The organism is Massilia pseudoviolaceinigra (assembly GCF_030846505.1).
GTDB classification, from domain to species: domain Bacteria; phylum Pseudomonadota; class Gammaproteobacteria; order Burkholderiales; family Burkholderiaceae_D; genus Telluria_A; species Telluria_A violaceinigra.
Map to the genome: position 1 here is coordinate 285,030 of NZ_JAVCWL010000001.1, position 14,208 is coordinate 299,237.

Consider the following 14,208-nt stretch of genomic DNA (forward strand, 5'->3'; position numbering starts at 1 on the left):
ATACGCGGATGACGACCACACCCTCCACATCCGGTACAACCGAACCCGCCTGCTACGAAGTACGGCGTTCCACCATCCACGGCAACGGCGTATTCGCCACACGCGATATCGAACCGGGCGAGCAGATCGCCGAATACACGGGCGAGCGCATCACGGCCGACGAATCGGCGGCGCGCGCCGAAGCCGGCGGCGGCCCGGTCAACCATACCTTTTTCTTTTCGCTGGCCGACGGCATGGTCATCGACGGTGGCCGTGGCGGCAACGATTCGCGTTTCATCAACCACGCCTGCGAACCGAATTGCGAAGCGCAGGAAGACGAGGGCAGGGTGTTCATCCATGCGCTGCACCCGATCATGCGCGACGAAGAACTCAAATATAACTACGCCCTGATCTACGAAGAGCGCCACACGCCGGCCGTGAAAAAGGCGTTCGAATGCCGCTGCGGCGCGCCCACCTGCACCGGCACCATGCTGGCACCGAAAAAACGCAAGCGTCGCTGAGCCGCTTGCCGCCTGATTGCTTGCCGGTGTGGTATCGATTACACGCCGTCCGGCGCTTGGGCGGTATCGATCATCAAGTATATTGGGAAATATATGTTATAATTAAGCAACTTTTATCATATTGAAATCCTAATTCATGAATTATTTGACGATTGATGCGCTGCCTGATTTGAGCGCCGAGCAGATGGCCAGCGCCCATGTTTTGACGTTCCAGCCTTACGGCCCGTTTGGAGACCCGTCAGTTGTTCAACGGGATAACACCATCGCCTATTTTCAAAACCGCGGGAAAACCGCGTTTGATCATGTTACGTTTGCTTTTGACGCCGTTCAGGACAGGAGCTACTCCTTGTCCAGCGATAACAACGCCAACAACAACAAATATCCGTTCCTCGTTTTGCAACTGTACGACAGGTTCGGTAACGTTGTCGCGTACAGTAACGACAACCTGGCTGCAACGGATATGATCCGTGACTTCGTCGCTCCCTATTCCGGCAAGTTCTACATCACACCCGGGTGGGACAAAAGCCCCTTTTCGAGCGCGTTAAGCATTGCTATTCACGGTGACGCGGTCCGCCCGGTGGGCGAAAATGTGATCGGAACGGCAGCCGATGACCGCTTGACTGCGACTGCGAAAAACGAAAACATCGACGGTGGTGCCGGCATCGACACGGTGGTCTATAAAGTACAGCAGGTCGGGTATTCGATTGTCAAACACGGCGCCGAACTGCGCGTCCAGGCGGGAGTCTTTGCCGATCTTGATATTCTGACCAACATCGAAAAGATCGAATTTAACGGTAAGCCGCTCACCATCACCTACAACGACCTGGCCCAGTCGCTGTACATTGCGTATTTCGGGCGCGCGGCCGACCCCAAGGGCCTGGCAAGCTTCCAGGACCAGCTGATCGGCATGGGTGCGCCACGCAGTGCGAATGAGCTGGCGGCGAAATATGCGCTCGATCCAGCCATCAAGGGATTGATCGATTCCTTCGGCTTGAGTGCGGAATCGAAGCTTCTCTACCAGGGCGACAGCAAGTCCTTCGTTGACGCCATTTTCCACAATGTGCTGAACCGGGCGCCGGCCGAAAGTGGACTCAAGTTCTGGTCGGAGGCGATCGACTCGGGCGTACTGACCCGCGCCAACGCATCGTTGTCGATCATGGCCGGTGCCCAGTCGAATACCTCGGCCCAGGGGCTGCTTGACAGCACCACGGTGGCGAACAAGATTGATGTGGCATCGACCTTCACCTTCGCTCTCGATACGGTCGAGCGGGCGGCGGCTTACAGCGGCAGTGCGGCGGCAGCCGCCGCGCGCGGGCTGTTGGCCAGTGTCACGAACGAAACGGATGTCATGTATATGCACGCTCCGATCACCGCCGCGATCAACACCATCTCGGCCCCACGCACGTCGGGCGACCTGAATGCGCCCGAGCGGGCCGGCCATTCCGCGGCAGTGATCGAGCTGGTCGGCGTGCCTTCCGCTGATGGATGGTTCGATAGTCTGTAAGCCAGGCGACAGCGGGGCCGGGACGGCGTCGCTGAAGCGCGCCATGCCCTCGTCACAGTAGCCGCGCGCGTCATCCATGTCAGCAGTGCCGATCCATACGCCGCTGGCGTCGATATGGCCGCAGCGCCGACACGGCCTGCGGTCACCAGCCGCAGTTCGGCGGCGGCACCCTCCGCATGGAAGTGGTTTTGGGCGACGGCAGGCGCGGGCGGCATGGGGCGTGGAGCGACGATTGTTTAAGCATCGATTGTAAAGCAGGCCTTTGCCGGTGCATCCGGCCGCGCAAGCCGTCAATACGCGTACGACGACATTATTTGCACCGCTTTGCATCAGCGATATACTCCCCGCTTGCTTTTATCTTCTGGGGTTTATCTTGTGGCGTTTCGGCACATATGCTGCCGCCTCCGGGTCAATGCCGACCGCCAGGTCCACCATCGCCCGGGTGATGCGGCGCGCGGGAATTTGCGACAGTACCAGCGGATTGGAGCGCAGTTCCTCGAGCAGCGTTGCCTCGTCGGCTTCATTGAAAGCGGTGCGCGCGATGGTGCGCAGCCAGTCCGTATCGACCGCCGGCCCGAATTCGGGCTCGTAATCGCTGCATAAGGACCGCACCTTGGCGGCCTCCCCGGCAGCCCGAAACGCCTGCCCGTTCGCGCGGTATGCGCTGGCCAGCACGTAGTGCATGTGCGCGGGCTCGTCGACATGCCCGAGGGCCAGCAACGCGTCGCTGATCGCGCCTTCCCAATTTCTGTTCCATAGCCGGGTCCAGGCACGCAGTGCGTGCCAGCGGCAGCCGGTTTCCTTTGTCCCGGCCGGGCCCTGGTGGCGCGCGATGATGCTTGTGGCGATATCTTCCCTGAGCGCGTCCGGCACGCCGGAAAACGCCTGCGCGTTGCGCTTGACGGCCGCCAGGCAAAGCTCGGGGCTGCGCAGCGTTTCGGGCAGGTAGCCCAGCGCCATCGGGTCGGTCCTGATCCAGTCCCGGCATACATCGGTGGTCAGGAGCGCCTCGGGGATCAGCGCGAGATCGCTGGCATCGACGCGCATGACCATGTCCGCCGTGATGGATGCCCGGGGAATGTGGCGCAGGTTGGCGCTGCTGCCCAGTCGCACGGTGGCGTACATGGTTTCGCTGCGCAGCCACAGGGGTACCGAGCCGAGACCGGCGCCGGCCGCCAGGGCCCTCATGCAAAATTGTTCGTCGATGAGGCAACCCCAGACGTCGTAAAGGCAGTTGACGTCAAATGTGGTGGGGACGCGCGAGCTGCGCTTGTCGCGCCGGCACCAGTCATCGTCATCGCCGTACAGCGAGCGGGCCAGCGCCAGTCCCTCGGCCGTCATGCAGCGGCCCGGTACATCCGCGGCGTGATCGGCGCCACGCCTGATGATGCGTTCCAGTCGTGCCGGCGTTTGCAGGTGCGCCGGCAGTTCCTGGAGGGCTTCTGCGTCGCGCTCGACGGCGTAATCCGCGACGGCGTCGTCGATCAGTTCCGGCGGCATGTGCGTGATGGCGTGTTTCGTGCCGTAGGCCCAGTCAAACCATTCCTGCGCGGTTTGCGGCACCGGTTTTTCTTCGACCGGCGGCGTCGGTGCGGCCGGGCAGCGCCCTGCGAGCGCGGCCTCCAGCGTCTCCTTGGAAGGGGAGCAAAGCAGGCGGATGTTGTGCCATTCGTTGCCGTCGCCATTGTCGCTTTCCAGCTCGATGGACAGCCATAACTGGTTCGATTCGGGCCGGGTCGCATCCGGACCGGCAATCGGCTGGCGCAGCGCAACCTGCCACCCAGGCAGGCCGTCCCCGGGCGAGCCGTCCGGAACGTCCGGGTCCGGGTCGGCCGGGCCGAAGTGCGCCACCAGGCGCTCCATGCAACGCGTGTACATCGCTTCGGACATCCGCTCGCGTTCGAAACTGAGGAATTCGTACACGGCGTTCACGTGTCCGTCCACGTAGGACTGATAGATGCGACGTGTGGTGCTGACCGATTTTGCCAGTTTCCCATCGCTGTCGAGGTCATCGTCCTCGTCATCATCCTCCTCGTCCTCGTCGTCCTCTTCATCCTCATCCTCATCCTCATCTTCATCCTCATCCTCATCCGTGCCGTCGGGCGCTTGCAGCAGGGCGTCGATATTGTGCAGTTTTTCTTCCGCCTTCAGCATCATCGCTTCCGCGAAGGTGATCAGATCGTCCACGCTATCGATCTCTTCGAGCAGCGCATCGGCGGACACGGAGAAAAACGGATGGGGCATGTGCTGCGCCGGATGTGGCGCACCTTGCCAGAGAAGGGCGCCAGCGGCGTCGTACAGTGCTGCATGGCGGCCTTGCGGCCCCCGCTCGGCGCGCAGGCGGTACGCCACGCGCGCGTCGCGGTCGAGCAGGGCGACGCTCTTGTCGCTGGCGATGAAGGCAGCCAGGGGTGTATTCGCCTCGGCCGATACAACCATGCAGTCGTCATCCGTTACCGGTTCGAGCACGCCGGCGGGTGGCATCGCAATGCTTGCGTCGTCCCGGGCAATGGCCCACACGGGCGGCAGATCGACCGCGCCCTGCGGTGTTTGTTCGACGCCGGCGAAGCGCGCGATGCCGAAGCCGAACTGGTTGAAACGATGCGCCCAGCTGACGTACACGCCGAAGTCCAGCGTTCCTTGCGCGTTGACGTACGCGCTGTCGGCTTCCACCGCGAACCCGCACGACATGCTCGGCGACAGGCGCCGTTTGTGGCGGATCACGTGCTCGCCGCGCGTGTTGATATAGCCGCCATCGTCCCAGCGCTCGCCGGCTTCTTCGCAGTAGGCCAGGCCGTCGACATTGAATTGGCCGATTTTCCGGTGGCAAGGCTGCAAGATCCACTCTCCCCGCAGGCCGATCAGCCCAAACAGCTCACCGTCTTCCGAGGCCGGCGCCACACCTTGTGCGCTGAACGCCAGTGCCTTTGCGAAGCGCGGCGCGATGGCCCAGGCGCCGCTGGTGTCGATGTAGCCGAACAGGTCGCGCTTGATGCTCGCCACGGCCAGGCCGGCGGCGCTGAAGCTACGCGCTTCGCGGAAGGTGCCTTTGAAGGCTGGCTTGCCGCCGGTGTCGATGTAGGTCCATTTGTTCGCGGCTGTCCGCACGGCTGCCAGTCCTGCGCTAAACGCCTGTGCGCTCTCGTACTGCGGCGCGATGACGGTGTTCCCTGTCAGGTCGAGATAGCCCCATCGCTCATCGCTGCAAAAGCGCGCCAGGCCGTTGTCGCCAAAGGTACGCGCGTTGTCGAGGGTCGGCTCGATCACCCACGCGCCGTGCGTATCAAGGTAGCCATAGCGGCCATCGGTCGCCTTGGCCGCCGCGATGCCCCCGCCTTGGCCATTGTCGTGGAACGCGCCCAGGACATGTTCCAGGGCCGGGGCGGGCTGTGTTGCCTGGCCATGGTTCAGCACCAGCAGGTAGGGCTCTTCATCGTGCCCGTGCATGTAATTTCGGATGAGGATGGGCTGCTCGATCATGTGCGGACGGCTTTCGTGTAAGTGATTGTTCAGGTGGACGACGTGGCGAGCGCGCCAAGGACGGCTTCACGCAGTGGTGCGGGCACGTCGTCGATCACCCAGCTACGTGCGCGCACCGATGCGATACACAGGGCGAGCGTGCGCAACTCCGGCGGCACATGTTTCAGTTCGTAGCCTTGCTCGTTCACGGCGGAGAGACAAAACGCCTCGCTCATCACCGACGGCGCAAGCTGCTCGAACTGCTTGCAGCCTTCGCTGAATGCCAGTTCGTAGAGCGCTGTCGTCATCAGGCGTCGCGGCACGAATTGCACGGCTTGCGCATCGACGCCAACGGCCAGGTCGACCATCGCGCGCGTGATGCGTCGCCCCGGGATGTTTGCCAGCAGGTGCGGCTGCGATGCCAGTTCTTCCAGCAGCGTTGCGTCGTCCGCCTGGCTTGCCGCCCCTTGTGCCAGGGCGTGCAGCCAGGCGATGTCGGCGTCCGGGTCGAAACGGGGAACGTAGTCGCTCCACAGCGACAGCACCTTGGCCGCTTCCAGCGCGGCGCGCCGAAGATCGCCTTTGTCGCGCCAGGCGCTGGCAAGTACGTAGTGCATGTGCACCGGGGAGTCGGTGCGGCCGATTGCGCACTGCGCATCGGCGATTGCCGCATCGCGATCACCATTTGCCAGATGTGTCCAGGCGCGCAAGGCATGCCAGCGGCTGCCGGTGCCGCCCGCCGCGTCCGGATCGCGCACGATCAGCGCGTTGGCCACTGCCTCCCTGAGCGCATCGGGCACCGCTGCAAACGCGTCCTCGTTCTTCAGAACCGCCCGCAGGCACAGTTCCTCGGTCAGCAGCGCGGGCGGGATGCGTGCGATCAGCTTCGGGTTGCCCCGGCTGGCCACGTACTCGGCAAGTTCCGGCGTGATCGCCGAACGGGCAATGAAATAGATGTTGTTGATGTTCTCGGCCAGCGCCATGCCGGCGATCTTCTCGCTGTGCAGCCACCACGGCACATGGCGGATATCCGCATCGTTTAACAAGGCCGTCTCGCACATTTTCTCGTCGAGCAGGCAGCCCCAGATGTGGTCCAGGCACGCATGATCAAGTTTGGAGGGGATGGCCGAATTGCGCGCGTCGTAGTACTTCCATTCAGGGTTGCCGGCATATAGCGAGCGCGCCAGGGCCAGGCCGTCGGCGTTCATGACCATCGGCGGGATGTTTGCTGCAGTCGATGCGTCACGCCGAATCAGCACTTCCAGCCGTGCAGCGGTTTGCAAACGCGGCGGCAGGAACGGGTAAGCGCGGATGTCGGACTCGATGGCGGCATCGGCGATTGCGTCGTCGATCAGTTCCTCTGGCATGGTAAGGATGGTTTCAGGCGATGCGCGTACCCGCGCCAGCCAGTCGTTGCCAGTGTCTGGTACGGGATCGCCGTCGTCTACGTCGTGCCCGTATTGGGGCAAAGTGCGGCCGGCGAGAGCTGCCTCCAGCGTCTCTTTCGACGGTGCGCAATCCAGCCAGATGTGGTGCCATACGTCGCCGTCACCATAGCCGACCTGGGTGGAAATTCCCAGCCAGAGCTGGTTCGATTCCGGCCGCGCCGATTCCGGTCCTGCCACCGGTTGGGTAAGCTGGATACACCAGGCCACGGTGTCGGGGGTGGCCGCTTCGCCGGCGTAATCGGGGTCGCGCTCCGGCCAACCGAAGCGCTGCGTCAGGCGCACCACGCAGCGCGCATGCATCGCTTCCATCAGCGCTTGCCGTTCGGCGGCGAGAAACTCATAGCGGGCGTTTTCATCTTCGTCGAGATAGGAACGGAAGATGCGGTGTCGCGTACGTAACAACTTCGCCAGCTGCTCTTCGTTGCTGAGGCTATCGTCGTACTCCTCGAAGTCATCTTTATCGTTGTTGTAAATGGTTCCTTCGTCCTCGCCGCTTGCCAGCATCTGCAGCAACCCATCGATATCGTGAAGTTTGCCCTCGGCTGCCTGCACCATCGATTCGGCCAGCCCGGTCAGATCGTCGAATTTTCCGAGCTCAGTGAGCAGGGAATCGGCGGACGCTGAAAAGAAGAACATCGGCGCATGCAGCACGGCGTTCGGTGCCCCTTTCCACAACAGCTGGCCGGCGCCGTCGTACAGCGCGGGGTATTTGCCCTCGGGGCAGGGCTCTGAATACCAGCGGTAGGCGATGCGCGCGTCGCGGTCGATCAGGACGATGCTCCTGGCGCGAGGGGCGCCGTCCGGCCGGGCAACGCGCGTGTCGCTCGCCAGGAAGGCGACCAGCGGGGTGTTCGCTTCCGACGGAACGACATGCGCATGCTGAACCTTGATCGGTTCGATGACGTCGGCGGGTGTCGCGACGAAGGTGCCGTCGCTGCGGGCGATACCCCATGCAGATGCTTGCGTTGCACTGCGCAGATGCGCGACCGCGAAGCCGTCGGCGTTGAACTGGTCGCACCAGTCCAGGGAAGCGTCGAATACCAGCGCGCCTTGCGCGGTCATGCACGTGCGATGGGAATCGATGGCAATCCCGCACTGCATGGTTTGCGACAAGCGGTCCATGTCGCGGATCACCAGCACACCATGCGTGTCAATGTAGCCTTCATGGTTGTACGACTCCCTGCAAAAGGCGAGATTGTCGTCATTGAAGTCGTGGATTTGCTCGTAGGCCGGCTCCAGAATCCATTTTCCTTGTTGGTTGATGAGGCCATACTTGTTGTTTTTCTCGGTCGCCGGCGTCACGCCTGCCGGTGCGAATGCGTAAGGCAGCGCAAAGCGCGGCGCAATCGCCCAGGCGCCAGTGCGGTCGATATAGCCATATTTGCTTGAGGTGCCGCGCGCGGCGGCCAGGCCGACCACGCTGAACGAGTTGGCGTGGCCGAAGCTGGCGTCGAAAGCGAACTGGCCGCTGGTGTCGATGTAGCGCCATTTGTCACGCCCGATCTGCACCGCGGCGAGGCCTTGGTGGAACGGTTCTACCCGCATGAATCGAGCCGGGATGGCGACCTCTCCACGCACGTTCCGGTAACCCCATGAGCCATCTTCGCAGAAGTGCGAAAGTCCCTCGCTGAATGGGAATGCATACTCCAGCGCCGGCTCGACCACCCAGGCCCCAGTGGCGTTCAGGTAACCGTACTTGCCGTTGACGGACATGGCGGCAACGATGGTGCCTCCCGCGCCGTCATCGAGAAATGGCCCGAACACTTGCAGCAGGCCGGGGGAAGCGATATGCACCTCGCCGTCGTGAAGCACGAGCAGTTCGTTCCACTCGTCGGTTGGTCGAATCATGTAGTTTCTGATGAGGGTAGGCTGGGTAATCATATGTCGCGTGTCTCGTTCAATTGGGTAGTGATCGTTTGCGCTCAGGGCGCGCGGTGGCTCGCCAAAGCCGTATCAAGCGCTTGCCGGGAGGGGGTGCAGACGAGCCAGATGTGATGCCATGAGTCGCCGTCGCCATACTCGCTGTCGGCCCAGATTCCCAGCCATAGCTGGCCGATACCCCAGGCTTGCGTGTCCGGCGGCGCCGCTGCGCCGGCGTAGTCGGGATCGAGTGACGGTGGGCCGAAATGCGCGGTCAGGCGCTCCACGCAGCGTGCGTGCACCGTTTTCATCATCTCGTAACGCTCATCGTTGAGGAATTCAAAACTCATGTTCTCGCCCTCGTCGAGGTAGGAGCGGAAAATCCGGCGTCTGGTATGCAGCGATTTTGCCAGCCTGCCGCCGGCGTCGAGATCATCGTCGTGGTTGAAGACGTCATCATTGCCCGTGTTGTAGGCATATGCGTCGTCGGGCTCCGATTCGCCGTTTTCCACGGCCAGCAGCAGCGCGCCGATGTTGTGGAGTTTGGCCTCGGTTGCCGCAACCATCGATTCGGCGTAGTCCACCAGCTCGTCGACGGTGCGTAATTCGGCCAGCAGCGCATCGGGGGACGCGCAAAAGTAGGGCTGCGGCAGCTGCAGCGCGGCGCACGGCGGGCCTTGCCACAGCAAGCGGTCCGCATCGTCGTACAGCGCCGCGTAGCTACCCTGCGGGCCCGTGTGAGCGCGCAAGCGGTAGGCCACACGGGCATCGCGGTCGAGCATGGCGATGCTGCCATCGCGGGCGAGGAAGGCAAGCAGCGGCGTGCCGACCGGTGGGGCGGCGATGTTGTGGTCCTTGTCCGTCAGCGGTTCGAGCATGTCGGCTGGGGCAATTGCGAAGCTTGCATCCGGACGCGCGATGCCCCACACCGGCCCTTGTGCCGGGTCGAGGGCACGTGCGAGCGCGAAGCCGTGCGTGTTGAAGTCGTCGCACCAGTTCAGGGCCGCGTCGAATACCAGCGGACCGGATGCGGTCAGGTACGAGCGGCTGGTCTCCACGACGATACCGCTGCGCATGGTCCGCGAAAGGTGGTGCATGTCGCTGATCACGGGGATGCCGGCGGCATCGAGGTAGCCTTCGTGGTTCCAGTCCACCCGGAAGTACGCCAGGCCGTCGTCGTTGAAGGCGTCGATCTGGCTGTAGCATGGCTGCAGTACCCACTCGCCCTGCTGGTTGATGAGGCCATACAGCTCGCCGTTCTCGGTGGCCGGGGCCACGCCAAGCGGTGAAAACGGCGCCGGACGCTCGAAGCGCGGCGCGATTGCCCAGGCGCCGGTGCGGTCGATGTAGCCGCATTTGTACGTCGAGCCCCGGGCCACCGCCAGGCCGACCGCGCTGAATGGCCCGGCATGGCGCAGGAAACCATCGAATGCAAACTGCCCGCTGGTGTCGATGTAGCGCCATCGACGCTCGCCGATCATGACGGCGGCCAGGCCGAAATTGAACGCTTCCGCCTTTCCGTACTGGGCCGCGATGATGACCTCACCTTTCAGATTGCGGTAACCCCACAGGCCCTGGTCGCAAAAGCGCGCCAGTCCATCGCTGCCGAACGAACGCGCGTCCTTCAGCGTTGGTTCGACGACCCAGTCGCCGCTGGCGTCAAGGTAGCCATGGCGCCCGTCGACAGCGACTGCCGCCGCGATGGCGCCGCCGGTGCCGTCGTCGCAAAATGCACCAAGCACCTGCAACACGGCGGGGACAGGTTGGCGCACCTGGCCATGATGAAGCACCAGCAGATCGGGCAGTTCGCCCGCTGCTTTCATGGGGTTTCTGATGAGGACAGGCGATATAGGCATGGGGCGAGGGTAATTATTTGTCAACAGTTGATTGTAACGCAGGGCTTCGCCGGTGCCATCGGCCCGCCGCCCCGCATCGACTCGCGCCATGCCGGGCCGTCAATACGACGCCGACAAAATCATTTCCACCGCTTTGCATCAGCGATATACTCCCCGCTTGCTTTTATCTTCTGGGGTATATCTTGTTGAAATCCATCGCCTTACCCGTCGCCCTGCTCGGCGTATTCGCTACCGCGAATGCCGATGAAGGCCAGTGGCAGCCATACCAGCTTCCGCAACTGTCGTCGGAACTGAAACGCATCGGCATCACCATCCCTGCCGAGAAGCTCGCCGACCTGTCCAAGCACCCCATGAGCGCCATCGTGTCGCTGGGCGGTTGCTCGGCGTCGTTCGTGTCGGGCGATGGACTCGTGGTCACCAACCACCACTGCGCCTACGGCGCCATCCAGCGCAATTCGACCGCCGACAAGAACTACATCGTCAACGGCTTCCTCGCCAAGACGCGCGACGCCGAACTGCCGGGTGGCCCGAATACCCTGGTGTACGTCACCGAAAAAGTCGAAAACGTCACCGACCGCGTGCTCAAGGGCCTGTCGCCATCCATGTCCGGGCGCGAGCGCAACGAAGAAGTCCAGAACCGGATCAAGGCCCTGACCGCCGAATGCGAGACCGACAAAGCGTATCGCTGCTCGGTACCGAGCTTTCACCGCGGCCTTGAGTACTACCGCATCCGCCAGCTGATGATTCGCGATGTGCGCCTGGTGTACGCGCCGTCGGACATGATCGGCAATTTCGGCGGCGACGTCGATAACTTCGAGTGGCCGCGCCAGACCGGCGATTACGCCTTCCTGCGCGCCTACGTCGGCAAGGATGGCCGTCCGGCCGATCCGTCACCGAACAACGTGCCGTACAAGTCGAAAGACTTCCTGGTCGTCTCGGCCGAAGGCCTGAAGAACGGCGATCCGATCCTGCTGGCCGGCTATCCAGGCCGCACCAGCCGCTACAAACTGCCGTCCGAGATCCGTTTCGCGCGCGACGCCAACTTCCCGGTTCGCGTGGCCGACATGCAGGCCGACCTGGCCGTCATCGCCGCCGCCACCAAGGGCAACGCCGCCCACGACGTGCGCTACGCCAGCGTGGTCAAGAGCATCAACAACGTGCTCAAAAAAACCCAGGGCCTGCTCGACGGCTTCGCGCGCAAGGACATCGCCTCGATCAAGGACGTGCAGGACGCCGAATTCCGCACCTGGTTCAACAAGCCGGGTAACCAGCAGGGCGTGTCGCCAACGCTGCTGGCGGACCTGGACGCCGCCATCGCCGCCGACATGGCGCTGTCGGAACAGGAATTTGCATGGTCAGTCGCCAGCAACAGCGACCTGCTGAAAAGTGCGCGCACGGTTTACCGCCTGGCGCTGGAAGCGGCCAAGCCCGATGCCAAGCGCGAAACCGGCTACCAGGAGCGCGACCTGTCGTTCATCAAGGCGCGCCTGACCCGCCTTGAGCAATCGTACGTGGGCAGCGTGGACGAGGCGCGCTTCGTCGCCGGCCTGCAGCGCTACCAGAAGCTGGCCGCGAAGATGCATCCGCAGGGCCTGGACGCGCTGCTGCCGCCACCTGGCGCCGTCGGTACGCTGTACAAACAGTCGGAACTGGGCGAGACCGCCAAGCGCCTGGGCTGGATCGGCAAGGACGCGGCGGCGTTTGCGAAATCGGACGACGCCTTCATCCAGCTTGCCGTCAAGCTGCATGACGTGACCATGGCGCTGGAAAACCGCCGCAAGGAAATTGACGGCAATCTCGAACGCATCATCCCGCAATACATGTCGGCCGTGATCGCGTGGAAGAAATCGCAAGGCAAGCCGGTCTACGCCGACGCCAATTCGACCCTGCGCGTGACCTTCGGCACGGTGGCGCCGTACTCGCCGCGCGACGGCATCGTCAAGGGTCCGTTCACGACCGTCGAAGGGATCGTCGAGAAGCATACCGCGGCAGAGCCGTTCAACGCACCGAAGCCGCTGCTCGACGCGGTCAAGGAAAAGCGTTATGGCGTGTTCAAGGACCCGGTGCTGAACACGGTGCCGGTCAATTTCCTGTCCAGCGCCGATACCACGGGCGGCAATTCCGGTTCCGCCGTGATGAACAAGCGCGGCGAACTGGTTGGCCTGAACTTCGATTCGACCTATGAATCGGTGACCAAGGACTGGTACTTCGACAGCGACATCACCCGCGCCATTCACGTGGACATCCGCTACATGCTGTGGGTGATGAAGGAAGTCGATCATGCCGACAACCTGCTCAAGGAAATGACCATCAAGTACCCGCGCAAATAAATGCGGGCGAGGTGGGGACGGCGTTTCCACCTTTTGGAAAGCGGCGCATACGCTACAATTGCGCCACTTTCCGCCACTCCCTCCGTATGAACGAATCCATTGTCCTGCTTGGCCTGGCCACCACGCCGCTCGAACTGACGGCGTCGGTCCTGGCGGTCATCACCGTCGTACTCAATATCCGCCAGACTCACTGGGCGTGGCTGTTTGCGATCATCTCGTCGGCCGTCTACGGCATCGTCTTCCTCAACGCTCGCCTGTACGGCGACATGTGCCTCCAAGGCGTGTTCATCGCCGTGTCGGTGTGGGGCTGGTATCAGTGGCTGTATGGCGGCGAGCAGCATTCCCCGCTCGTGGCGACGCGGTCGAGCCTCATCGGCTGGATTGGCGGTATTGCCGGCTGGCTGGTGCTGTACGCCGTGATCGGCTACGCGCTGCACAGATACACCGACTCCCACGTGTGGCGCATCGACGGCTTTCTTACGGCGGGCAGCCTGCTCGGCCAACTGCTTTTATCGCGCAAGAAGGTCGAAAACTGGCTCGTGTGGATCGTGGTTGACGTGCTGTATGTCGGCCTGTACATCCACCAGAACCTGCATGTGACGGCAGTGCTGTACGCAGCTTTTGTCGTGATGGCGTGGTTCGGATGGCGCGCCTGGGTGCGCATTGCGGACGGCAAGCTATGACGCCGGTGCTGCGGGTTGCCATCCTGGGCGCTGAATCGTCGGGAAAATCGACGCTGGCCGCGGCGCTGGCGGCGCACTTCGGAACCGTGTGGGTGCCCGAGTACCTGCGCGAATTTGTCCATACCAGCGGCCGCGTGCCGCAAGAGTGCGACCAGTTTTCGATTGCGCTGACCCAGATGGCGCGCGAAGACGCGGCGGCTCGGCAAGCCAGCCGTTTTCTGTTCTGCGATACCACGCCGCTGATGACGGCCATTTACAGCCGCTGGTACTGGAACAGGGTCGATGCGCAGTTATCGGTGCTGGAGCAGCGCCACGCGTATGCGTATACCCTGGTGACGGCGCCCGATGGGCCTTGGGAAGCGGATGGGTTGCAGCGTGAATCGGAGGCGGTGCGCCAGACGATTCACGAGCGGGTGGTTCAGATGCTCGATGAGCGGGGGATCAGGTATTCGCTTGTCACAGGTAGCCTGGAAGAGCGGATGGTGCAGGCGGTACGGTTACTCACCGCGTTCCGCTAACTCTTCGCCGTCGTTTCTGGCAGTGCCAGGAACGACGGTTTTTGGGCTTA

Annotated in this window: 8 protein-coding genes; 5 read left to right on the top strand and 3 right to left on the bottom strand. The window is 62.9% G+C overall.

Annotated features, from left to right (window positions below):
- Window positions 1-8: 8 nt before the first annotated feature.
- Together RBA40_RS01360 and RBA40_RS01365 are read left to right on the top strand one after the other, a co-directional pair.
- The gene (locus RBA40_RS01360; protein ID WP_306645301.1) at window positions 9-500 is read left to right on the top strand and encodes an SET domain-containing protein; all 492 of its coding nucleotides are present in this window, start codon (window positions 9-11) and stop codon (window positions 498-500) included.
- Window positions 501-636: 136 nt separating this feature from the next.
- Window positions 637-2,004, top strand: a complete 1,368-nt coding sequence (locus RBA40_RS01365; RefSeq protein ID WP_306645303.1) for a DUF4214 domain-containing protein — start codon at window positions 637-639, stop codon at window positions 2,002-2,004.
- A 354-nt stretch (window positions 2,005-2,358) separates the two neighbouring features.
- Here RBA40_RS01365 and RBA40_RS01370 read toward each other — a convergent pair whose 3' ends face one another.
- From RBA40_RS01370 to RBA40_RS01380, 3 genes are all read right to left on the bottom strand, one after another.
- Window positions 2,359-5,451: a WG repeat-containing protein gene (locus RBA40_RS01370; protein ID WP_306645305.1), complete on the bottom strand. Its 3,093-nt coding sequence runs from the start codon at window positions 5,449-5,451 to the stop codon at window positions 2,359-2,361.
- 62 nt (window positions 5,452-5,513) lie between these two features.
- Window positions 5,514-8,792, bottom strand: a complete 3,279-nt coding sequence (locus RBA40_RS01375) for a WG repeat-containing protein (protein ID WP_306645307.1) — start codon at window positions 8,790-8,792, stop codon at window positions 5,514-5,516.
- A gap of 41 nt (window positions 8,793-8,833) precedes the next feature.
- Window positions 8,834-10,594 (bottom strand): WG repeat-containing protein, encoded by a 1,761-nt coding sequence (locus tag RBA40_RS01380; RefSeq protein WP_306645308.1) that lies wholly within the window; start codon window positions 10,592-10,594, stop codon window positions 8,834-8,836.
- 215 nt (window positions 10,595-10,809) lie between these two features.
- Here RBA40_RS01380 and RBA40_RS01385 point away from each other — a divergent pair, with 215 nt between their 5' ends.
- From RBA40_RS01385 to RBA40_RS01395, 3 genes are all read left to right on the top strand, one after another.
- A complete protein-coding gene (locus tag RBA40_RS01385) occupies window positions 10,810-12,957 on the top strand; it encodes a S46 family peptidase (protein WP_306645310.1) in 2,148 nt (715 codons plus the stop codon).
- An 86-nt stretch (window positions 12,958-13,043) separates the two neighbouring features.
- Window positions 13,044-13,640 carry a nicotinamide riboside transporter PnuC gene (gene pnuC, locus RBA40_RS01390; protein WP_306645312.1) on the top strand — a complete coding sequence of 199 codons (597 nt, stop codon included), beginning with the start codon at window positions 13,044-13,046 and terminating at the stop codon, window positions 13,638-13,640.
- Entirely contained in the window at window positions 13,637-14,158 is a 522-nt protein-coding gene (locus RBA40_RS01395; RefSeq protein ID WP_306645313.1) for an AAA family ATPase, read from the top strand. The genes pnuC and RBA40_RS01395 overlap by 4 nt, the downstream gene beginning before the upstream one ends.
- Window positions 14,159-14,208: the final 50 nt, after the last annotated feature.